We start from the raw sequence: 22,175 nt of genomic DNA on the forward strand, positions 1-22,175 counted from the left end.
CCGTTTGGATTGGTGAGGAGGCCGCGCCCATAGCCCGGCCGAGCGGGAGCCTGGACATGTCGATCTTGCGTTTCACTTCTGCCTGCGCGGCCGCCGCGCTCGGCTTCGTCGTTCAACCCGCCGCCGCGCAAGTGGTGGTGATCGGCGGTCCTTCGACGATCGGCGCCGATTCCGCGTCGGGCCAGGCCATCCGCATCGTCTCGGCAAATTCGGGCGGCGCGCGGGTTTCGATCGACACCGATCCTGATGTCGCGCTGGTCTGCGACGACAAGCCGCAGAAGACGACCTGCCACGCCTGGGTGAAGACCGGATCGGTAATTCGCGTGGCGCTGCGCCGACCTGCGGGCCCGCGCACGCCATTGGGACAGGGCGAGGCGCCTGCGCCGGGGCAATGGTCCTATGACTGCGTCGGCACCACCGGGCCGGACTGTACCGTGCGGATGAGCCAGACGCGGACGGTGTTCGTTGATTGGGCCGCTGCCCCGAAGCGCGCGCAATGAACCGCGGCGCGATGCGGAGCGCTGCCGGGCTCAGTGCGCTGACGCTGCTCCTGGCGGGATGCGGCGGACCTGGCGGTGGTGGCGCAAACACGGGCGAAACCACGAGCACGGCTACCGGCGGCAGCTGGAACGCGCGCGATGCCTGCACGTCGCTGGGGCGCGACAAGGCGGCGGTCGCCGGGGGCGCGGCAGTCACCGATGCCAAGCTCGAGGAGATGTCGGCGGGCGGCGGGGGACTGGCCGTGGTCTCGATGTGTACGTTCACCTACGCCAATGGAGCGACATTGATGATCGTCGCGCGCGAGGCGCCCGATGCGGATGCGACGCCGGCGGCGATCGAGGCCGCGCGCACCGGCGGCGGGCTGGCACCGCCGGCCGATCCGGTGCCCGGGCTGGGCAAGGCAGCGTTCTGGAGCGAGGGCGGCAAGCAGGCGCAGCTCTTTCTCGACGATCGCCGCGCCGCAGTGATCAACTTCTTCAAGCTCCCCGCGGGCGACGATGCCAAGGCGCGCTCGCTCGCCGTGGCGAAGGCGCTGCTGTGAGGCTTTGGGCGGCGGGCGCGCTGGTGGCGGCGATGGGGACGACGCCCGCGCATGCGCAGGAAATCGTCGGCGACATGGCGGGCCCGTATCAGATCGTGCCTACCGATGGCGGCCCGGCCTGCGGCATCCAGCTCACCGCCGAGCCGATCGGCAAGGCCTGGCGCGCGCGGCCCGATGCAAGCTGCGCCGCGCGGGTGGGTGCCAGCGCCGGAGTGGTCGCGTGGGAGCCGATGGACGGGATCCTGCTGCTCGACGCCCGGGGCAAGCCGGCGATGACCTTTATCGAGGACGAGACCGCGCTGCCGGCCAGCCCCGATCTCCAGGCGCCGAAGCATTATCTGGTGCCGCGCATTACGGGCTATACGCACCTGCCGCAGCCGTCCGAGCTGGTCGGCCGCTGGACGCTTCGTCGCAAGGGCCGAGCGCCCTGCGTGCTCACCTTCACTGCGACTCCCGCCTATTCGAGCGCGCCGCGCCGCGGGGTCACGCTGGGCAAGGGTTGTGCCGGGAGCCCGCTTCCGGCGCGCCTCACCCGCTGGTCGATGGAGGACATGAAGATCATGCTGTGGGGGCCGGGCGATGATATGCTGGCGCTCGCGCCGGTCGCCGACAACCGCTATGTTGCCGAGCCGGGCAGATGGGAGTTGTCGCGATAGGCCTGCATTTCGTCGGGTGTGTTGATGTTGGACATGGGGTGCGCGAGCGTGACCGGCTTCGCCTCCGCGCTGCGTCCCCAGGCGCGTAGCGACCGGTCTGCGTGCTGGTCCAGATATAGCTGCAGCGGCTCCGCCAGCGTGCAGGGCCATAGGCCGATGACCGGGAGATCGACGACGTAGGCGGGCGCGCCGTCCAGGCAGAGCAGTGCGAACAGTTCGGCCGGGAGATCCGGCACGTCGCAAGGCGCGCTGAGGACAGCGTCGAAGCCGGCATCCCTGCCGTACGCCAGCGCGGCGCAAAGGCCCCCCAGCGGCCCGAGGCCGGAGCGCGGGAGGTCTTCCAGCTGGAGGAACGGCGGATGTGCCCTTCCACAGACGACCAGGGCCTCACAGTCGCGTCGGAGCGCCTCGGCGACATGGTCGATGAGCTTGCGGCCATTCAGCATTGCTTCGGCCTTGTCGCTGCCGAAGCGGCGCGACTGGCCGCCGGCGAGTATCGCACCGAGCAGCTTCATGCGGTCGGCCGCAGCAAGGCGTCGGGGCGGGCGAGCACGCGCAGGTCCAGACCCGCTTCGCGGGCGCGGGCGATTGCCAGGGCGGTGGGCGCGGAGATCGTCGCCAGCATCGGGCAATCGGAGAGTGCGGCCTTCTCGACCAGCTCATACGAGCAGCGCGAAGTGAGCAGAGCGAAGCCCTGGTCCCAACCCAGTCCCTCGCGGAGCATCGCGCCGATCAGCTTGTCGAAGGCATTGTGGCGGCCGACATCCTCGCGGACGAGCCGGATCGCGCCATCAACCGTGCAGGCGGCGGCGCCATGGACTGCGCGGGTCGCGGCACCCAGCGGTTGCGCAGTCTCCAGCGCCTGGAGCGCGGCGAACACTGCTTCGTCCGTACCCGCCCAGCGCGCAGTTCGCGCGGGCAGGGGCCGAAGCGCCTGTTCGAGGCTCTCGACGCCGCACAGGCCGCAGGACGAATCGGCGGTGCGATGGCGAACGCGGCCGGAGACGCGCTCCGACACATGCGGCGCCAGCGTGAGGCGCAGCAACAACCCATGCTCGAGCGCATGGGCTTCGGCGTCGAGAATGTCGCTTGCGCGGTCGATCAGCCGCTCGGTCAGCGCGAAGCCATAGCCGAGGTCGAGGAGGTCGCCGGGGCTGGCCATCAGCACGGCGTAGCCCAGGCCGTTGCACTCGATCGCAACGGGCACTTCCTCGGCTACCGTACGCGCTTGAACGGTCACCGAACCATCGGCGGCGACGCTTTCGAATGCCAGGGAAACCGCGTCGCTCAGGCGCATATCCTCACCGGCACCGATTTGGCGGCCGGAACATGGCTCTCCTCGGCATGATGCTCGACCGGCATCAGCACATTCGCCTCGGGATAATAGGCACCGAGGCATCCGCGCGGGATATCATAGGGCGTGACGATCAGCCCGTCGCGGCGGCGAAGCTTGCCGTCCCCGGCATCGCTCTCCAGCGCGACGATCTGGCCCTCGGCCAGGCCGGCCTTGGCCATGTCCTCGCGGTTGATGAACAGCACGTCGCGCGTGCCCTTCACGCCGCGGAAACGGTCGTGATAGCCGTAGATCGTCGTGTTGAACTGGTCGTTCGACCGCAGCGTCATCAGCCGGAAGCGTCCCTCCGCATCGTCGAACCCGGTGGCGCTCAGGCCGGTCGGGGCGAGGAATTCGGCCTTTTTGCTCGGCGTCTGCCAGATGCGCTCGGCAGCCTTGTTGCCCTTCCAGAAGCCGCCGGGCACGAACAGGCGCTGGTTGAAATCCTTGAAGATCGCCGGATAGGTCGCCTCGATCGCGTCGCGGATCCGGCCATAGTCGGCGACCCAGCTGTCCCAGTCGATGCGCGGGTTGGGCGGCAGGATGCGCTTGGCAATCTCCGCGACGATGCGCGGCTCGGACAGGAGATGCGGACTGGCGGGCGTCGCCTTTCCGCGCGAGCCGTGGATGCAGCTGGTCGAATCCTCTACCGACACTGCCTGCGGGCCACTTGCCTGCACATCCGCCTCGATCCGGCCGAGGCAGGGGAGGAGATAGGTTACCTTGCCGGCGAACAGATGGTTGCGGTTGAGCTTGGTGGCGATCTGGACCGACAAGTCGAGCCGCGGCCAGGCTTCCTCCATCGCTGCGGTCTCGGGCACTGCGCGCAGGAAATTGCCGCCCAGCCCGACGACTGCCTTCACCGACCCGTCGATCACCCCGCGGCAGGTCTCGACTGTGTCGAGGCCTTTCTCGGTCGGCGGATCGAAGCCGTACAGCTCCTTGAGCTTGTCTACCGGCACCAGCTCGGTCTTTTCGGTGATGCCGACGGTGCGCTGGCCCTGCACGTTCGAATGGCCGCGTACCGGCGTAGGGCCCGCACCGGGCTTGCCGATATTGCCGCGCAGCAGCAGCAGGTTGACCACCATGCGGACATTCTCGACGCCCTTTACATGCTGGGTCAGCCCCATGCCGTAGATGGCGAGTACGGCCTTCGACCTGGCGTAGACCCGGGCGGCCTCCTCCAGCGCCGACCGCTCCAGCCCGGACTCGTGCTCGATATCGCTCCATGCCGCGGCGCGCGCGGAATCTGCAAAGGCGTCGAAATCCTTGGTGTGCGCGGCAATGAATTCATGGTCGAGCACGCGCGGATCGCCCACCGCCAGCGCGGCATCGTCCCATTCGATCAGGAACTTGGCGATGCCCAGGATCGCGGCGATGTCGCCGCCCGCCCTGACCTGATGATATTGCGTCGAGATCTGCGTCTCGCCGCCGGTGACCATCTCGACCGGATTCTGCGGATCGGTGAAGCGCTCGAGCCCGCGTTCCTTGAGGGGATTGAAGGTGATGATCTCCACGCCGCGCTTCCGCGCACTGCGCAAGTCGTGGAGCATGCGCGGCGCGTTCGACCCGACATTCTGGCCGAAGAAGAAGATGGCGTCGCATTCCTCGAAGTCCTTGAGCTGCGTCGTCCCCACCGGAACCCCGATCGCCGCCTTGAGCCCTACCGAAGTCGATTCATGGCACATGTTCGAGCTGTCGGGCAGGTTCTGGTTGCCGAACATCCGCGCCATCAGCCCGTACATGTACGACGCTTCGAGGCTGGTGCGGCCGGAGGAATAGAAGGCGACAGACCTGGGATCGAGCGGCCGCAGTGCAGCGCCGATTGCGTCGAACGCCTCTTCCCAGGCGCAGGCGACATATTTGTCGGTGGCGGCATCGTAGCGAAGCGGATGCGTCAGCCGGCCATGTTGTTCGAGGTCATAGTCCTTCCAGCCCCGAAGCTCGCTCAGCGTGTGCTGCGCGAAGAATTCCGGGGTGGTGCGCAGCGTGGTCAGCTCCCACGCCGTCGCCTTGGCGCCCTCCTCGCAGAATTCGGCGGGATGGTGGTCGGCCGGCTTGGGCCATGCGCAACTGACGCACATGAAGCCGTCCGGCTTGTTCTGCCGGCCGAGTTCGAGAAGCGCCTGGGGCGTTACGCGCTCGCGCGGCAGGATTTCGGCGAGCGAACGCACCGATCCCCAGCCACCGGCAGGACCGGCAAAGGGTTTGATCTCTGGCTTGTCCGAACGCTGTTTCGACATTTGCACATCCTCTTGCCGCATCCCCCGGCTGTGCCGAACGGTTCAGCAGGACAATGGATGGCGCGCCGGCAAGTTCAAGCGAAACAGGATGATTCAGTCAGCGGAGCGCTTTCGACTTTTCCGCGAGCGCGCAGTGCGCTCCGGCTTGAAAGTGAACCTTGGCTCCATGAATCCCCCGCTTACTCGCGGGGCGGCGCTATCGCGCGACCGTCTCTGGCGGGGCCAGATAGGAATGGAGCAGCCCTCCGAAATCGATCACTATCGAGTCCAGCACCACAGCTGGATCCAGCGCGTAGATCCGCAGCCGATGTTCACCTGGACGAGCTATCGACCAGTTGGTCGCCGAAGCGATCGCGGCGCGCTGAACGCCATCGTCCCAATCGCGTCCCTGCTCGGCGTCCACCACCTGGATCGGACCGTCGTCGATCGAAACGCCGTATCGCAGCTTGTGCTCGGGATTGAGTGCGAAGCCGGGCAGCAGCGTGGCCCGAAGTGTGGCTTTGCCAGAGCTGGTCGCGTGGAACCGGTACTCGGCATAAGGCGCGAGCGCCGGATCGCCGGCGCTTGGAAGCGCGACGTTGCTCTGGAGCGCATGGCCCGAGCGGCCGAGATCGGGCATGCGCTGCCAGCCCAGCCCCCCAACTGGCTGGATCCTCGTGTAGCGATCAGCGTTGAACGCGACGATGCCATTGTCCTCCACCAGCGCCCCGGCGCGCGCGGGCAGGTTACGTGCCTCGATGGCTATCCGTCGTCTTACGCCCGCGCCGGATATCTCCACCGCGCCGCTCGCGGTCTCGCCGTTCTTCAACCTTGTCCAGTCGATCGAAATCCATAGCCGCTGATCGCCTCCCGGCTGCGTTTCGCGGGCGACCTTGATCCACGCAGCCGATGGCGTCGCGGTGACGTCGAGCGCACCCGTGCCGGTGTTGAAGGCGTCAACGAAATACTTTCTGTCCGTTGCACGTTCGAACATCGGCAGCCGGTCATTCGTGATCCCCGGGTTCTGCCAGCGCCTCGCGCGCAGGCTTGTATCGGCAGCTTCGACTGCCTTTGCAGGACGCTCGGCCCAAGCATCGATCGACCCTTCCACCGCTACCCCGAGCCCCGGAGCGGACGCGGGGGTGACGCGGGCGACGGGGGGGGTGTAGAATACCGCCTGGAAGCGTGGCGCGTCATCCATGAAGCCAGCCCATTTTTTTCCGCCGCCGACGGCATTGTACGTTGCCGTTGCCTGCTTGATGCGCCTGAACGCATCCGCGGCGGAATCGGCATAGAGATTGGCGCTGGCGCGGCCCTGATGCGCGTAGAGGAAGCTGCGATCGGCATCGAGGATCTTGGCGTTCATCAACGCGCTTCCCCGGATAGGATATTGCACCAGGTGATAGAAGCCGTCGCGCTTCTCGGCCGGCAATCGCGCCGCGATCATTTCGGCTCGCCGATCGAGTTCGCGAAACTCGGCCACGCGTCCGCCCGCCTCGTCGCCATATGCCACCGGCGAGAATTCGGTTGCACGCGGGACCGTTTCCCCGTCGTTCCAGCCCATATGCTCGGGCTTGCGGGCGTAGTTGAGCCGGTAGAAGTCGCCGAGCAGCGCCGCGATCGCCTCTGCCTGTTCGCCGCCGAAATTCTCGCCAGCCCAATGCGTGAGCCAACCCCGCTGCCCGAGTTTCGATGTGCCTTCGAAATCATAGGCGAGATCGAGGAAGTAGTTCATTCCTTTCTCGCCCGGCTTGATGTCGCCGACGTTCACGACCCAGAGGCGCCTGGCATCGGTGGCATAGGCCTTGCCCATTTCTTCGCCGATCAAGGCCGGCGGCGTGGTGTCCAGCCACAGATAGTCGTTGGGCGTCCCCCAATAGGAGATGTGGTAGTAGACGCCCGCACCGCCGGAGCGCTGCTGCTCGGCCTTGGTCGAAAGCTGGCGGATATAGCCGAAATTGTCGTCGACCCAGGCGAGGGTGACGTCGTCGGGCACTTTCATGTCCTTGCGATAGACGTCGAGCACTTCCTTGTACGGCACGAAGATCTGCGGAACGGTCGCAGGGTCCTTGCCGACGTCGCGGAACAGCGCGCGCTGGTCACTGACCACCTTCTCGAGCAGCTTGACGCCGTCGACGCCCTTGCCGGCTTCGACGGCGCTGTCGTGAATGCCGCGCATGCCGACCGTGTAGACATTCTCGTACGGGTAATTGATCCGCACGCGATCGCGCCAATAATCGAGTACCTGCGGTCCATTGGCGTGGTAATTATATTCGCCGCGCTGCTGGAAATTCCACTCCGCGACATTGTTGCGCAGCATCGGTTCGGCATGGCTGGCGCCCATCACGATCGCGTAGCGATCCGCCAGTTCGGCGTTGCCCTGCACCTGGTTGAAGGCGGAGGTGACCTTGTGCATCGCGGGCCACAGGAAGTTAGCGCGCAGGCGGAGCAGCAGCTCGAAGACATGCGCATAGGTGGTCGGACCCATATCGCCGGTCGGGTCGATGCGCGCAGCCCAGGGGCGGATCGACCAGTCCTCGTCGTTGATGAAGATGCCGCGATAGCGGACGGAAGGCGCGCCCTGCACGATCGTCTCGGCTCCCAGGCTAAGCTGGGTTCGACGCGTTGGATTGACGTCGGCCCACCACACCCAGGGCGAGACCCCGATCCGCTCGGATAGCCGGAAGAGACCGTACGCCGTGCCGCGCCGGTCGGTCCCGGCGATCACCAGCGCGCGCGACACGCCGGGAGCCGGATTCTCTACCAGCGCTATCGTATAGGCTTCGGTCTGGCCGGCAATCTTGTCCACCGTCAGCCGCTTGCTGGCGATCAGTCCGTCGATCAGCGGCGAACCGCCGATCGTGCCGGCGAGGATCGCCAGCCGTCCGCTCGGCGCGGCTTCCGAGACCAGTGGCCGTACGCCCGAGACGCGCTCGACATCGCCGGCAAAGGCGCGAGCGGCGATCCCAACCACCGGCGCGTCGCCCGCGCTCACGAAGATCGTCGGGGCGGCGCCGTCTGCAACTAGGTCGAAGCCCTGCATCGAGGCCGGGGCGCGCTGTGCGAGCGCCTGGCCCGGCGTCAGGCCGGGGATGGTCGCCGCGAGACTGAGCGCGACCAGAATTCGGGCGAGAGCCATCCTGTTCTCCTGATTTCATGTTCGTGTTCGCCGGGCGGCGGGGATCACTTCAGATACGGGCCCTGCTTGTTCCAGCCGATCTCAGTGGCCGCGAGCGTCCAGGTCTTGCCCCGATCGGGGTTGCCCTGGAAAAAGAGGTAGGTGCGCTTGCCGTCCTGGAAGATGCCGGGATGCCCAGATTCAGAGCTGTTCCAGCTGCCCGGAGGCCCGTTGGTGAGGAACGGCCTGTCCGACAAGCGAGTCCATTTCACGCCGTCGGTGCTCACCGCCACGCCGATCTGCTGCGGCTCGTTGTTATAGCCGCCGGCGTAGAACATGTAGAGCTTGTCGCCCCGGCGGATGATGCTCGCCGCCTCGATGCAATTGCGCTCCCACGGCAGTTCGGGGGTGAGGATCGCCGCATCATTGTTGAGGTTCTTGAAGTCCCCTTTGCCGAAAGCGGAATTGAGCGGTGCCTGCGCGACGCCGATCTTCTGAACCTTCATCTCGGGATCGCGGGTCGCGTAATAGAGCAGCAGCTTGTCGCCATGGACGAAGACCTCCGCGTCGATCGCGCGGCCGGCGCTCCACGGTGCCTGCGCCGGGTCCGGGTGGAAGACCGGGTTGCCGGGATCGCGATCGAAGTGGATCCCGTCGGACGATACGGCGTGGTTGATCGCGTCGTTCCGGCCATTGCCATAGGTCTGATAGAACAGATGGACCTTGCCGCGGATCACGACGGCGCCCGGTGCGGCGATGCCGTTGCGCTCGACCTGCTGCACCGGGAGCACTTCGCCAGCCTTCTTCCAGCTTTTCAGGTCGCGGCTTTCGGCGATGCCGATCGCCCAGCCCGTGGGAAAGCCGTCGCCTCCCTTGCGGTTGTCCTGCGCGGGCGGGATCGAATAATACATCAGGTAACGGTTGCCGAAGCGAATGACCGATGGATCCTTGGCATAGGGTCGTCCGATGCGGCTGGTGTCCGAATATTTCGCGATGAGCTTTGCCTCCTGGCCCACGCCGCCAGCGCGCTGCGACGCGGTGGCGAAGGGGAGGGCGAGGAGCAGCGCGGCCGCGCTGGCCCCAGTCCAGGCGAGGGACCGCTTCACGGATATCGACATCGACTTTCCTCCATGGATCTCAGTTGGGCACGATGGGCTCGGCCGTCGCCGGCGCTCGATCAGATCGATCTTGGTCCGCCGAAGGTGCAGGAGTGCCCTGAATTGGTTTCTCATCGCCGTGCCTTGGTGCCGGATCAGGAGAAAAGGGGCAGCGCCGCACGAAGCGGTGCGACGCTGCCTTGAGGATGGCGTGGCCAAGGGGGACACGCCGATCAGAAGCGGAAGCGGGCGCCGAGGCGGTATACCGTCTCGAGGTAGCGGACCTGCCACGGGTAGATCGAACCCGCGCGGTTGAACTGCCGGAAATTGCGCGCCGGATTGTTGAGCACGTTGGAGGCGTTGAAGGTCAGCGAGAGGTTGCTTGTGGGATTGATCCCGCCCGACAGATCGAGGACGCCGCGGCCGCGCTCAAAAGTCGGCAACGTCCCGATCGCCGCGTCGATCTGATTGTAGAACCGGAACGACGAGCGATAATTGTACGAAGCGCGCAGCGAGACGGACTTGTTTTCGTAGAAGACCTGCGCGTTGGCGAGATGCTTCGACACATTGGTGATCGGTTGCCGGCCCGGCAGCGTGGTCTGGACCGACGTCGACAGCACCGACCAGTGATCGAGATAGGTGTAGTTCGCCAGCACGCCGAAGTCGCGCGTCCACTCCGGCAATCCGTCGAAGTTCAGGAAGGTGCGGAAGCCGGCTTCGACGCCCCGAATCCGGCCCTGCTCGCCATTGGCGGGCTGGTTGACGTTGACGGTGCCCAGATCGGGATCCTGGTAGGACAAGGTGCGGTTGTTGATGAATCCGACGATGTCGCGCTGGAACACCTGCACGGTCGCCGACCCGGAACGCGAGAAATAATATTCCAGCGACGCGTCGTAGTTGGTCGACTTGATCGGCTCGAGATCCGGGTTGCCCCCGCTGGCCGACGCTACGCAGCCGGTGCCGGTGCAGCCGGCCTGGGGATTGATCGTGATCGTTGGATTCAACTGGCCGAAACTCGGCCGCGTCCGCGTCTTGGTAAAAGCCAGGCGCGCCTGAAGCTGCGGCGTGAAGCGGATACGCGCGCTCACGCTGGGCAGGAAATCATTATACGCCTTGCTGCGCTCGATCGGCGCGACCGAGCGCACCACGATGGTTGCAGGGGGTGCATTCGGGTTGGGCACGGTCCGTGCGATGGTCTGCAGGCCGCTGATATCGGTCTCGGTACGAACGGCGCGCAGTCCGATCTGGCCATCGATCCGGGTGCCGCCCAGATCCACTTCGTAATGGGTCTGCAGATAGGCGGCATAGGACTTCTCGCCCGAATCATAGTTTCGCGTGCGGCCGGGCATGCCGGTGGTGCGAAGCAGGGGATTGTTCGCCATCGCGCGGATATAGTCGGCATAGTGGATGACGCTCTGTCGGGTCGGGGTGATCCAGGTTCGCGGGTGGGCAGTCGGATCGTTCTTGTAGCTCGGATCGACAGGCACGAGCGCGAGCGGCGCGGCGGTGAGCAACGAGCCCGCGGTGCCCACATTGATAGTGCCGCTCAGCAAGCTGGTATTCGTCGCGGGATCGGTCGACAGCGCTTCGGAATCGGCGCTGCGATCGTTGAAGCGCACGCCGAACTGGAGCTTGTCGAACAGAGCCAGTTCCACCGGCACGTCGGCGTCGAGCTTGGCCTGATAGCTTCGGCCGTGGTTGCGCGAATTCGCCTGCGAAAACCCCGAATAGCGCCAGTTGGCGGGATCGCCCAGATTGATGTCGGTAACCGTGGCGGTGCCGCCTCCACCGGGCGTGTCGAAGTCGAAAACGCGGGTGCCGGGGGCAAGCGTGGTCTGCGCCGTCTGGAAGTTGGTCGATGTGAAGACCGAATCCGTGAACGCGAAATCGCCGGTGATGCGTGCGCTGCCCGGCTTCCAGATGAACCCGGTTCCAGCCTGATAGGTATCGGTCTGCGAGAATTGCCCTGCCTGATATGCCGATGTAGCGTTGCCGCCCGTCGCGGTCATCCGGCAGACCTGGGTAGTGCTGCCTTCGCAAAAGCTGACGTTCGACAGCGTTGCGCCGGTTCCGGCCTGAATCTGGAGGCCATAGCCGAACCCGCGACCGCGAAATCCCTGGAACAGGAAATCGCCGTAGATTTCCAGATCGGAAGACGGGCGCCATTGCACCGCTGCGCCCACCGATGGGCGAAAACGGTTCGACACGTCCGGCTGGATCGTCAGAAGTGCGGGATATTGCGCGTTCGGGAATGTGTTTGGTGTCACGACGCCGCCCACGGTGATCGTGGCCGGGCGCGTCTGGATCGCGTTGTTGTTGGTGCGGTGGTCGTCGGTAAACTTGTTATCGGTATAGGAGCCTTCGATCAGGACGCCGATCTCGCCGATACCGGTGTTCCAGCGCTTGCTCACCAGCAGGTTCGCATCGACGCCGAATCTCTGGGAATTCTGCCAATGGAGCCCGGTGACACCCCCGGCGATGCGGAAATCCTTGAAGTCGAAGGGCTTGCGTGAGCGCACATCGATCTCGCCGGCGATGCCAGCTTCGATCAGATTGGCCGAGCTCGTCTTGTAGACGTCGAACCGCGAGATCGTGCCCGATGGAAAGTCCTGCAGCGCCACCGAACGCCCTTCGGCCGTGAACAATTCGCGACCATTATAGGTGGTGGTCAGATCGGGCAGGCCACGTACGCGGATGGCGGCCGCCTCGCCGGTGACGCGTTCGACCGAAACGCCAGTAATGCGCGCCAGCGTTTCGGCGCCGGTGGAATCCGGCAGTTTGCCAATGTCTTCGGCGACTATGGAATCGACGATCTGATCGGAATCCTTCTTGATCGCCTGCGCGGTCTCGAGGCTCTGGCGGTAACCGGTGACGACGATATCGCCAGAACTCGCTTCCTCCTGCGGGACGCTCTCGGCAGCGCCTGAACTGTCCTGCGCCGTCGCTGTGCCGGCCGTGGCGATCAGACCCAGCGCCGATGCGCCGCACAAAAGGCTATCGAAGTAACGCGCCATATTTTCCCCTCCCGATCCTGCCGGTTCGTGCCGGCTTCGTAGTGATCTGACCTTGGCTAAATTGGTCAGGCCACTACGTAAGACGCGGGAGGGGGCGAAGGTTGGAAATGTTTTTTTCGGTCAGCGCGCCGGCTTGTCGGGAAAGGCCGAGACGATCGCGTCATATTGCTTGCGGCTGATCTCGATCATCGAACCGTGCCGCGTGCCCGCCGGCATCTCGAAGCGGTTCCAGCGTTCGACGCCGCTATTGCCTTGCAGCTGATACCAGGGACCTTCGAGCCGCGGCGCCTTCGACACGCCGTAGCTCACGCCGGCATATTGTTCGTAGTACATCAGCCATTCGCGATCGTTCGGCGCGCGGATGAGGGTGGGCGCCTCGCGGAAATTGGGACTGATCGGCGGACCAGGCATGGGGTAGGGACCGAGCAGCGAGGGCGCACAGCTGATCCGGACGGTCTTGCCGCTGGTCCAGTTGAACGACGGGTAGCGCTCGTCCTTGACGATCGCGCAATAGCCCTTGCCGTTGTCGTGGCGTACGATCGTGGTGTCGATCGTCGCGATGTCCCAGTCGAACAGGAGCTTCGGCTTGCTCTCGAAGGTCTTTAGGTCGCGCGAGGTTGCGTAGAGCGTACGCTGGCTCGACCAGATACGTTCCGGGTCCTGGCGTATCCACGGGACGTTGGGGGTGTGCCACGTCACCAGAAACGTGTTGGACGGGGCATCGAAATACAGCTTGGGCGCGCCGACGCGCTGGAGCGCGTTCACATGTCCCGGAACGTCCTTCAGATCGGGCTGGTAGGTGCCGAACGGCGTCCAACGGACGAGATCGTCGGAAACCCAGAAGCGGACGAACGGATCGTCGTCGCTCTTGTTGCCGGCGAGGTAGTAGCGCCCGTCGCCGCCACGCGCGATCGAGGCGTGGCCGTGATAGTCGTCGGAGACAGGCCGCCCGCCATTGATGCGACGCCAGTGCAGTCCATCGAGGCTGACGGAATAATAGAGGACGCCGTATCGCTCCTTCGTCATGTGCGCGAGGAGATAGGCCTTGTTCGGATCGATATAAGGGGTTTCGGGCGCACCCGGGGAGACTTCTCCGACGACTGGCGCCATTTGCGCGGCTGCGGATGCCGCGGCGGCAATCGCCACGCCGACGGAGAACGCCAGCGCGCTCCTCTGAAAACTGAATTTCATCAAACTCTCCTGATATTTCAAAGGCGCGCGCGGATTCCTATGGTGTAGATGGAATCGTCTTCGCGGCGGTCGTGGGTGAGATAGTCGACATCGAAATAGCCGCGCAGCGTATTGCGCAGGATGTTGGTGCCGCCGACATCGACACGCAGATTGTCGTTGATGTCGTAGCCGATGCTGAAGTCGAGGCGGCCGCCGGGCCGCACATGGCGCAGCGAGGTGGGGGTGAAGCTCAGATCGAGCGCCCGTGCCGGATCGATCGGCCGGACGTTCGCGGAGCCGGTGACGTCGATGTCATAATATCGCGACCGGCGCGTGTAGACGAGCCGGCCGGAGATGCCGTTCCGTTCGTAGATCAGGCCGAGGTTGTAGTTGTACCGGGACACGCCCTGGATCTCGAAACCGGCGAGCTGGTCCGGGCGTGACCCGTTGCCGGCGCCGACTTCGGAATCGACCAGCGTGAAATTCCCCGACAGGCCGATCCCGGAGAGTGCGCCGGGGAGAAAATCGAGAAAGGCTTGCCCGCTGACCTCGACGCCCCGCAGCTTCGCCTCGCCGACATTGCGAGGACGGCTGATATTATAGGTAAAGCCGTCGATAATCTCGGCATTGGCGGCGTTGATCACTCGGTCCTTGATGTTCCGTGCGAAGGCGCCGACCGCCACGAAGTTCGATCCCCAATAATATTCGACCGCCGCGTCGAAGCTGTCGGACTTTTGCGGTCTCAGGTTCGGATTGCCCGCCGTCCCCGTGTTCAGCGTCGCCGGATTGGTCGATATCGTGTAGCTGAGGCCGGGGTTGAGCGCCGAGAATTCGGGCCGACGAATCGCCTTTGCATAGCTCAGGCGCGTCTGAAGTCCGCCCCCGAACTGGATGCGCGCGCTCGCGTTCGGAAGCATGTCGGTGTCGGTCGTGCTGGCCAGCTGCGGAACCAGCACGCCGCTGACCAGACCGGCACCGGCGATGCGGCGCTCGGTGTGCGTCGCGCGGACGCCGACCAGGCCATCGATCGACACGGATTCGCCGATCGGCGTCGAGAAGCCAAGCTGAAGATAGGCTGCATAGGTCCGTTCCTCTGCCTCGAACCGCCGTTCGGGCTGGTACGGCGGGTCGCCCAGCGGCACGCCATAGATGCCGCGCAGAATGTCTCGGCCCGCGCTCGACCGCAGATAGTACGGATCCGGGACGAGAAACGGGGCACCGCCGTTGATCCGCGAGATGCCGGGCGCCCGGACCAGGAAATCGGCAGGAAGGGTGACTGCGACGGGTATCGTCAGGTCGGCGACCGTGCGGTTCAGGATCGCCTGGTTGAACAGCCCCGTGCGATCGGCATAGCGCAGGCCGACCTGCAGCGTATCGATGCCTCCCCAGGCGCGGTCGAAATCGTGGGTGAAATCCAGCCGCGCTTGCTTCAGGCCGCCCACCGAGCGGCTGAAATTCTGGTTCAGCCCATTGCGCAGGAAGAAGCCGCTCGCGTCGCCCAGCGGGTTGCCGGGGTGAATCTGGAGGTTTCCTTCATCGACATCGGTTTGAAGATCGACGGTGATCCGCTTGCCGATATCGACGATCACGCCCGAGCTTTCGCTCGTCGCGCGTTGATAGGCGACGTCGAACACGATCGTGTCCGGCCCGCTCCGATATTTCAGGCCGCCCGCGAGGACATAGTTGTAACTCCGCTGCGTGCGCGCCTGGGTGCTGGTGAGTGCGCGGGCGTTGTTGAATCGCCCCGACGTCAAGTTACAGAGCCGCTCGACAGCAAAGCCGCCGCCCGGATTGCTATCGGAGATCAGCCCGCGCGCCAGCTCCAGCGCGTTGGGATTGTATCCGCCCGGCGTCACCCGTGCCGTGAAGCAATCTTCCCGATCGACCTCGTATTGCGCGACCGTCGTCTCCCCGAAGAACAACGGCGTGGCGACGACAGCGGTCTGGTATTTCGAGCGATATCCGGTGAACAGGCCATCGGCATAGACTTCCAGCTCCGGAGCCGCTTGCCATTGCAACGATCCGTTGACCTGCGGGCGATCGTACCAGCCATATTCGGTACTGCCTGCCGCAGTGTTGCGCGCGACGACACCCGCAATACGATACGGCGCTGCCGACAGGCTGCGCTGCTCGGTTATGTAGGAATTCGGGCGCGCATAGTCGAAATAGGCGTAGCTTAGGTTCAGCAGCGCGCCGATCTCGCCGATGCCGCTGTCCCATCGATCGGTGACCAGCACGCCCAATTGCGGGTTCAGCCGCTCCGTGTTCGATGAATAATTGCTGCGCGCGGTGACGATGAGCGCAGGATCGCGAAAGTTGAACGGCTTGTTGAGCCGCAGGTCGGTGATGCCGGCGATTCCGCCCTCGATCAGATTGGCCGTGCTGGTCTTGACCACGCTGACCCGCGCCAGCGCGACTGCCGGCAAGTCCTGCAACGCGAAGCCGCGACCGACTGCGGACACCACTTCGCGTCCGTCGACCGTCGACAGGATGTCGGCGAGACCGCGAATCATCACCCCAGTGATTTCGTTGTTGCCGCCAACCGTAACCTGGACCCCCGGCACACGCTGCAGGGCGGCCGCGGTGCTCGGATCGGGAAACTTGCCGATGTCCTCGGCGACAACGGCGTCCTCCACGTGCACGGATCTGCGCTTGATGCCTGCGGAGCGCTCGAGGCTTTGCCGGAAGCCGGTCACTACGATTTCCTCGGCGGGTTCCGGCTCGGCGACGCCGCCCTCTGCTCCTGCGCGTATGGAGGGGGCTCCACCCGATCGAGGCTTGCCTGCCCGGGCATGCACGTCCGGACGCTGCATCGGCGTGGAGATCGAACGCGTCGCCAGACGAATGGTGAAGACGCCGCGGGTGCTCTGCTCGACGGTCAGCGGCGAGGCCCCGATCGCTCGGGTCAGTGCTTGCCGCACCGTGAAAACGCCATCCAGCGGTTGGCTCTGGCGCGTGGCGACCAGTTCGCGGTCGAAGAGGATCTGCGCGCGCGCGGTGCGGGCGACGGACCGGAGCGCCGCGTCCAGCGATTGGCGCGGTACTCGAAAGCTGTAGCGCTGGCCGGCCTGCGCTTCAGATTGCGCCGAGGCAGCCGACGGCGCAGCGATCGCGAGCGCGACGGCAGTCGAGCAAAGCGCAAATCTCACGACGCTGGCGCCGCCCCTCATACACCCTCCCTGTCGGCCATCTTCTGATGGTCTTTCGGAGAAGACGCAGACTGCCCGCGAACTTGCACCGGAATTCTTGATCAATTGCGCGATGAAATCTCTATCGTGCCGTCAGTGCGGCGCCGCGTCCGGACCGGGTAGACGCGGGTCATCGCTTCGACAAAGGCTTCGGTCTGTCCGGCCTTGAAAACGCCGTCCACCTTGATCGCCGCAGCGCGCGCGTCCGTCACGACCATGGCCTGAGCCGAATAGCGGTTTAGCTGGGCGACCGCGTCGGAAAGCGGTTCCTCGATGAACTCGAACATGCCCGCTTCCCAGCTGGACGATCCGGCCACGTCGTTCCGCACGATGCCTCGCGCTGCCCCGTCCTGCACGACGAACTCCTGGCCGGGGCGCAGCGCAATCACGCCCGGCGTGGGTTGATGACGGAGCGACAGCAGCGTCCGCGGGTCCGGCATCGCGCCGTTCAGGACCACGACTTTGCCTTCGTAGACGATCACGTGCAGCTTGCCGTCGACTCGCTCGGTTGAAAAGGACGTGCCGGTCGCGACGACGATATGCCCGCCGGCTTCGACGGTGAAGGGGCGGTGCGGCTCGGCCGCCACATCGAACTTTGCGCGGCCGGCGTCGATCTGGAGCCGGCGCTGACCGTTCGACAGCGAAACCGCCACCTGCGTCTTCGCGTCCATCGAAACGTGCGATCCGTCGGCAAGGGCCAATACGCGGCGCTCGCCCAAGCCGGTCGCGAGCTGCTGGTCATCTGCCGTGTTCAAGTACCACGCGCCGGCCCCCACCGACAGGACCAGAACCGCGGCGGCCGCATAAGCGAGCTTTCCCGTACGGAGCGGCTTTGCCCAGCGCCGCTGATTGAGCCGCCGCATATGCTCAAGCGCATCGGCGCGCATCGCCACCATCTCCGGCGCACCCGCCAGGCCGTCAAGGTCGTTCCAGACCGCGGCACAGCGCTGCAGGGCGTCGTCGTTGGCGGTATCCGCTGCCAGCCAGGCGTCGAACGCGTCGCCTTCCTCTGCGCTGAGATGTCCCTCGTTCGCCTGAAGCTTCAGCCACCAGCTGGCTGCTTCTTCGTCTCTCGTGGGCATGGGTGAAGCGTGCACTTCAGACATCCGTCCCTCCCAGCCGCGCGCTGAGGCGGACAAATGCCTTGTGGACGTGCTTGTCGACGGCGCTCATCGAGATACCGAACGTGTCGGCAATCGCCTGGCGGCTGACTTGCTCGTATCGATACAGAAGAAATATCCTGCGGGTGCGTTCGGGTAGCGCGTCGAGAGCCTTGACCAGCGCCGCCAGTGTCTCGCGGCTAACCGCAATGCGATGCGGATCGATCGGATCGACCTGCGCATGATCATCAGGGCCGGAGGCTGCGAGATAGCGGGTACGCACCTGCGCGCGGCGCGCCCGGTCGCGCACGAGATTTGCGGCTACCTGGAACACATAGGCTTCCGGGTCGCGCATCTGCGGTTCTTGCGCACTCTCGAGACGCACATAAACGTCGTGCACCAGATCCTCGGCTTCCGCGCGATTGCCGACCCGGCGCGTAAAGAAGGCAAGCAGCGCAGGCCGCAGGTCGCGGTAGAATCTTTCGCGCAGGGGTCTGGGTGCCTGGGTCATCATTCTCGCCTGTGTCGTGTCATATGACGCACTGCGAGGCGAGACTCTCACTCCATCTCTGCGGATGGTGCGCCGGAATGCCACGCGCAGGAAAAGACCCCACGTTCGCGAGACTCTGTAATGGGCAGTTGAAGAGCGTTCGCCAGTTGCGCCACCGCCCGCAGCCAAGTGCTTGACGATGGTGACCCCTACGGGAAGGGTTGCTGACGAATAGTTTCCAATAAAATCAGATACTTAACCGATCGATTTTCGTGCTTTCGTATCGCTTTCGTACCACCGGAACGTCCTACTGAAAATGCCGATTTGGCGGCGAGTGTCCAGCAGCCGTTTGGAGCGGACGGTCAGCTTTGCGCCGAATCTCGGTCGTTCGCGGTGCCTTTCGTGGAGACTGAAAGCTGACATTGATGCAGACGCGAGGTTCGTCGAGCGTGTCTATTTCAGACGTTTGGTTGCCTAGCCGAGATCCCGAGAACCTGCATCTGCTCACACATTAGCTGTCATCGGGACGGGATTTGCGGTCGAGCCGCCCTCGAGTGCCAAAATGGCGTAAGCGGATATTTAGCGAAATTCTGCCTAGCGTTTGCCCCGGCTTGCGAGCTCGATGCGATCCCGCTGAGGCTTGACGGTCACGGCGAGCTCGGACCAAGCTTACGAATTCACCGGGGATGTGTTGTGACGCAGGAACAGAATTCGATCGAGACTCATGCCAGGCAGGATTTGCTCGACGAGTTCACACGCAACACGCCCCGCTATCAAGCCACGATGGGCGCAGCGCTCTCCATCTTGGATCGAGTGCTGCCCCCCAAGGTGGTGGTTACGGTCAGCCATCGGGTCAAGGACTTCAGCAGCTTTTATGAAAAGGCCAATAAGCAGGTCGATGGTAAGCTGAAGTACACTAAACCTTTCGAACAAATTCTCGACCTTGTTGGAATTCGCATCGTCGTGATTGCGCAACGAAATGTGGCCGACGTCCGTGACGCCATCCGGATCGCGCTCGATGCGTTCGAGGAGGAGGACAAGGCCGCAGAGCTGCTCAAAACGGGACAGCTCGGATATGAAAGCTATCATTTTCTTTGCCGCCTCGGCAAGGATCGGGCCGTCCTTCGCGAATATGCTGGTCTTTGCGATCAACCGTTCGAGATCCAGGTGCGAACGGCGCTTCAGCACGCATGGGCGGAAAACGAACATCGAATTCAATACAAGAAATCTAAGAATCCCGAACTTCAGAAGCGCTTCCTGAGACTGGCTGCGGCAATCAGTTCGGCGGACGAGGAGTTCGATCGCATCTACGAAATCAACGAGCAATTGCAGAAGAATGCGGAGGCTGCCGAAGCGGAGGTCCTTGGTACGGAGATCGACGCGGCCTCGGACTCCTCGGTCGAGAACGACCTTCAGCTCTCGCGAGTATCGTTGCTTTTTGGAAAGCGGCCTAGCGAGCTCTTAGCCGAGAATCGACCGTCCGAGGCCATCCAAGTCTACGACCGGTTCATCGACATGCAGCCGAACCAAGTCACACATTACGTCGGTAGGGCCAAAGCGCGCGCGCTCGCCGGCGATATCGAGGGCGGGCTTGCGGACCTCGCCATCGCCAAGGCGAAGAGCCCTGAGCATCAGGCGACGAAGGCACTGCAAAGGTTCTTCGATAGGCTGCTAAAGAACGTAGAAGGGCATACGGCTCCTATCGCGTAGTGCGTGAGCAAGCGGCCTCCGCGACAGCAATGCGCCCTATTTTCGGCCGTTGCGCCTGCCAGCCACTCATCTCGAAATCGGTCGTTCGTTCACCTTGCTCGCCGCGCGTGTGGCAATGGCCGAGACTGGGGACTTTGCTGCCTGGCTGCTTTGGATGCCAATGCGGCCGAAGCTGGCACCCCACCTTATGCAACAGAATGGGCAAAAAATGTTGCAAGCGATTCCGTCCAATCTCGGTATCCTGAATGCCTCAACAAATGGGGCGCGCATGACTACCACTTGGTTGGAAGCCCACGTTCCAGGCTTCGCGGAGCTGAGCAAAGCCGAACGGCAAGCCATTGCCGACTTCACGATGCTGTGGACGCTCTTTGAATCTCGGGTGCTCGCGACTCAGGGGAGCGCTCAGAAGATCGTGGAGGTGGTTGAGGGCTGGGAGCAAACGAGCACCTTTGGCGCCACTTCGTACGACAGAGAACTGGCCTATTTCCAAGATCGCTACGTCGCGAATGGCGAGATGACCTGTCATTTCGACGGGCTGAAACTGAGGGCGAACGACCAACCTGCGTTGGTCCAGGCCGTGCTCGACGGGAGCAATGCGAGCCCTCGAGACCGCCTGATAGCGATGCTGATCGTGGTGCTGCGGTATCGCAATAACCTCTTTCATGGCATCAAATGGCAGTACAAGCTAAAGGGGCAGCTAGACAACTTCAGCCACGCGAACGCGGTCCTGATGCGTGTCTTGGAGCAGCATGGCGATCTCCACGGCGAGTGAGCACGCTATCCTTTCCCACCCCGCGGCCTCGCGAGATTGCTAGAGGATGATCAGCTCCGCGATGTCCTCAAGCGGACCCAGCTCCAAATCCACGTGCCCCACCTGTTTGACCGGAGGTTTGGGCAGCCAGCAAAACCGAAACTCGTCCTGATAGGCGTAGCCAAAGGGCTTGCTGAGCGGAACGAATATCTTCGGCGATTTCGGCAAAAGCGGATCGACATAGTTCGCCCGCCCTTGCCGGGCCTCGGTGGTGCCGAGGCGACCTTTTGCCTTATCGAGCAGGCGTTGTGAGAATTTGCGCCTGTCCCGGATCACGACGCAAGCGTCGGCGTTGAAATCGACGAACAAGCGCGGATCGATGGATTGCGTGACGCAATACAACCAAAAATCCGCTCCGGACTCGAACTGGATGTCGAGCCGCTGCTCAGTCACATTGGGGGGCACGTCCTCGGGATTTTGGACAAGGCGAATGATCTGCTCGCGCGTGAGCATGAACGAGAGAGGCAAGCTCATCTCGTCGTCTCGCACGGCTTGATTGTGATCGGGGTTTGAGAAAAAGCTGCCCGGCTGCAATCGAAGCTGACCGGCGGCAAACAACGCTTCCATATATTTGCGCTTGCCGAGTTTGATGAAGACCTCGCCCTTCCGAAGTTCGAGCTTAGACATGCGATCCGCGGCTTTTTGGGCAAGTTCCGACGCGAAATCGGGAAACGGCTCAGAGTGAAGAATGTCGCGGTCAAACCCCGCGGGATACGGGCCGTATCTCTGCACCATCTCCTCAAGTGCGTGCGTCCATTTCTCCATGAGTTCCGCGCCAACGCGGTCCATCTGCAACAAGCCTATTTTAGCTTCCGGCGTGACGGTGAGCATGTTCAGCACAAGATCGCGCAGCCGCTTGTTTAGCTCAACGCGAGATAAATGCCGCGCATAACGATTGGCACGATACTGTCGCCGCCACAGCTCCCGGCGAGGCACCATGTTCGGCTGGGTTGGTCGGAATGGCGCATGCATCGCACCAAGCTACAGCGACACGCAGAGCGTCGCCAATCGAGAATTTATTCCTACAACCCTATTGCCCATTTTGTTGCCTGACCGCTTTCGGGTGACAGCCAGTCAAGCATGAACGGCGTAGATTGGGTCGAAAGCGGCGGACTGTGCTGGCCGGCTGAAAACGGCAACTTTCTCGTGGCAATCATCTGAAACCTGCCAGACCGCACTCGGCCCGGGTCCGGTCTATAAGCGTTCTAACGCCCAGTCAGGCTG

16 protein-coding genes are annotated in these 22,175 nt (G+C 63.9%); 5 read left to right on the top strand and 11 right to left on the bottom strand.

Annotated elements, in window-relative coordinates:
- The first annotated feature begins 56 nt into the window (after nt 1-56).
- From BXU08_RS03355 to BXU08_RS19745, 3 genes are read left to right on the top strand one after another with little or no spacing between them, the layout of a single operon-like run.
- Entirely contained in the window at nt 57-500 is a 444-nt protein-coding gene (locus BXU08_RS03355) for a hypothetical protein (protein ID WP_077508787.1), read from the top strand.
- Nucleotides 497-1,042: a hypothetical protein gene (locus BXU08_RS19740; RefSeq protein ID WP_171982403.1), complete on the top strand. Its 546-nt coding sequence runs from the start codon at nt 497-499 to the stop codon at nt 1,040-1,042. The genes BXU08_RS03355 and BXU08_RS19740 overlap by 4 nt, the downstream gene beginning before the upstream one ends.
- Nucleotides 1,039-1,698, top strand: coding sequence for an AprI/Inh family metalloprotease inhibitor (locus BXU08_RS19745; protein ID WP_171982404.1), 660 nt, complete (start codon nt 1,039-1,041; stop codon nt 1,696-1,698). The genes BXU08_RS19740 and BXU08_RS19745 overlap by 4 nt, the downstream gene beginning before the upstream one ends.
- On the opposite strand, the gene BXU08_RS03365 is transcribed toward BXU08_RS19745, so the two are convergent.
- From BXU08_RS03365 to BXU08_RS03410, 10 genes are all read right to left on the bottom strand, one after another.
- The gene (locus BXU08_RS03365) at nt 1,659-2,213 is read right to left on the bottom strand and encodes a molybdenum cofactor guanylyltransferase (RefSeq protein ID WP_077508791.1); all 555 of its coding nucleotides are present in this window, start codon (nt 2,211-2,213) and stop codon (nt 1,659-1,661) included. The two genes, BXU08_RS19745 and BXU08_RS03365, sit on opposite strands and share 40 nt — an antisense overlap.
- A complete protein-coding gene (gene fdhD, locus BXU08_RS03370) occupies nt 2,210-2,995 on the bottom strand; it encodes a formate dehydrogenase accessory sulfurtransferase FdhD (RefSeq protein ID WP_077508793.1) in 786 nt (261 codons plus the stop codon). Before fdhD ends, BXU08_RS03365 begins: the two co-directional genes overlap by 4 nt.
- Nucleotides 2,986-5,274, bottom strand: a complete 2,289-nt coding sequence (locus tag BXU08_RS03375) for an FdhF/YdeP family oxidoreductase (RefSeq protein WP_171982405.1) — start codon at nt 5,272-5,274, stop codon at nt 2,986-2,988. Before BXU08_RS03375 ends, fdhD begins: the two co-directional genes overlap by 10 nt.
- A 196-nt stretch (nt 5,275-5,470) precedes the next feature.
- Nucleotides 5,471-8,392, bottom strand: coding sequence for a glycosyl hydrolase 115 family protein (locus BXU08_RS03380; protein ID WP_077508797.1), 2,922 nt, complete (start codon nt 8,390-8,392; stop codon nt 5,471-5,473).
- A gap of 44 nt (nt 8,393-8,436) precedes the next feature.
- A complete protein-coding gene (locus BXU08_RS03385; RefSeq protein WP_077508799.1) occupies nt 8,437-9,489 on the bottom strand; it encodes a family 43 glycosylhydrolase in 1,053 nt (350 codons plus the stop codon).
- Nucleotides 9,490-9,701: 212 nt separating this feature from the next.
- Complete coding sequence (locus tag BXU08_RS03390; protein ID WP_077508801.1) at nt 9,702-12,482, bottom strand: TonB-dependent receptor; 2,781 nt, start codon at nt 12,480-12,482, stop codon at nt 9,702-9,704.
- Nucleotides 12,483-12,602: 120 nt separating this feature from the next.
- A complete protein-coding gene (locus BXU08_RS03395; protein ID WP_077508803.1) occupies nt 12,603-13,673 on the bottom strand; it encodes a family 43 glycosylhydrolase in 1,071 nt (356 codons plus the stop codon).
- A gap of 17 nt (nt 13,674-13,690) precedes the next feature.
- Nucleotides 13,691-16,822, bottom strand: coding sequence for a TonB-dependent receptor (locus tag BXU08_RS03400; RefSeq protein WP_077508805.1), 3,132 nt, complete (start codon nt 16,820-16,822; stop codon nt 13,691-13,693).
- A gap of 80 nt (nt 16,823-16,902) precedes the next feature.
- Nucleotides 16,903-17,946, bottom strand: coding sequence for a FecR domain-containing protein (locus BXU08_RS03405; RefSeq protein ID WP_077508807.1), 1,044 nt, complete (start codon nt 17,944-17,946; stop codon nt 16,903-16,905).
- Complete coding sequence (locus BXU08_RS03410) at nt 17,939-18,451, bottom strand: RNA polymerase sigma factor (protein WP_171982406.1); 513 nt, start codon at nt 18,449-18,451, stop codon at nt 17,939-17,941. The genes BXU08_RS03405 and BXU08_RS03410 overlap by 8 nt, the downstream gene beginning before the upstream one ends.
- A 672-nt stretch (nt 18,452-19,123) precedes the next feature.
- Here BXU08_RS03410 and BXU08_RS03415 point away from each other — a divergent pair.
- Both BXU08_RS03415 and BXU08_RS03420 read left to right on the top strand, forming a co-directional pair.
- The gene (locus BXU08_RS03415; RefSeq protein ID WP_077508809.1) at nt 19,124-20,140 is read left to right on the top strand and encodes a GTP pyrophosphokinase family protein; all 1,017 of its coding nucleotides are present in this window, start codon (nt 19,124-19,126) and stop codon (nt 20,138-20,140) included.
- A gap of 115 nt (nt 20,141-20,255) precedes the next feature.
- A complete protein-coding gene (locus BXU08_RS03420) occupies nt 20,256-20,912 on the top strand; it encodes a hypothetical protein (protein WP_216352897.1) in 657 nt (218 codons plus the stop codon).
- Between the two features lie 39 nt (nt 20,913-20,951).
- On the opposite strand, the gene BXU08_RS03425 is transcribed toward BXU08_RS03420, so the two are convergent.
- Complete coding sequence (locus BXU08_RS03425) at nt 20,952-21,923, bottom strand: hypothetical protein (protein WP_150125395.1); 972 nt, start codon at nt 21,921-21,923, stop codon at nt 20,952-20,954.
- Nucleotides 21,924-22,175: the final 252 nt, after the last annotated feature.

Source organism: Sphingomonas sp. LM7, from assembly GCF_002002925.1.
GTDB lineage: Bacteria > Pseudomonadota > Alphaproteobacteria > Sphingomonadales > Sphingomonadaceae > Sphingomonas.

Bases quoted from the DNA above. Each gene is read 5' to 3' on its own strand.
- BXU08_RS03410 (WP_171982406.1), bottom strand. From the start codon at position 18,451: ATGACCCAGGCACCCAGACCCCTGCGCGAAAGATTCTACCGCGACCTG.
- BXU08_RS03425 (WP_150125395.1), bottom strand. From the start codon at position 21,923: ATGCATGCGCCATTCCGACCAACCCAGCCGAACATGGTGCCTCGCCGG.
- BXU08_RS03405 (WP_077508807.1), bottom strand. From the start codon at position 17,946: ATGTCTGAAGTGCACGCTTCACCCATGCCCACGAGAGACGAAGAAGCA.
- BXU08_RS03385 (WP_077508799.1), bottom strand. From the start codon at position 9,489: ATGTCGATATCCGTGAAGCGGTCCCTCGCCTGGACTGGGGCCAGCGCG.
- BXU08_RS03355 (WP_077508787.1), top strand. From the start codon at position 57: ATGTCGATCTTGCGTTTCACTTCTGCCTGCGCGGCCGCCGCGCTCGGC.
- BXU08_RS03375 (WP_171982405.1), bottom strand. From the start codon at position 5,274: ATGTCGAAACAGCGTTCGGACAAGCCAGAGATCAAACCCTTTGCCGGT.
- BXU08_RS03395 (WP_077508803.1), bottom strand. From the start codon at position 13,673: ATGAAATTCAGTTTTCAGAGGAGCGCGCTGGCGTTCTCCGTCGGCGTG.
- BXU08_RS03365 (WP_077508791.1), bottom strand. From the start codon at position 2,213: ATGAAGCTGCTCGGTGCGATACTCGCCGGCGGCCAGTCGCGCCGCTTC.
- BXU08_RS03380 (WP_077508797.1), bottom strand. From the start codon at position 8,392: ATGGCTCTCGCCCGAATTCTGGTCGCGCTCAGTCTCGCGGCGACCATC.
- BXU08_RS03400 (WP_077508805.1), bottom strand. From the start codon at position 16,822: ATGAGGGGCGGCGCCAGCGTCGTGAGATTTGCGCTTTGCTCGACTGCC.
- fdhD (WP_077508793.1), bottom strand. From the start codon at position 2,995: ATGCGCCTGAGCGACGCGGTTTCCCTGGCATTCGAAAGCGTCGCCGCC.
- BXU08_RS03390 (WP_077508801.1), bottom strand. From the start codon at position 12,482: ATGGCGCGTTACTTCGATAGCCTTTTGTGCGGCGCATCGGCGCTGGGT.
- BXU08_RS03420 (WP_216352897.1), top strand. From the start codon at position 20,256: ATGGCCGAGACTGGGGACTTTGCTGCCTGGCTGCTTTGGATGCCAATG.
- BXU08_RS19740 (WP_171982403.1), top strand. From the start codon at position 497: ATGAACCGCGGCGCGATGCGGAGCGCTGCCGGGCTCAGTGCGCTGACG.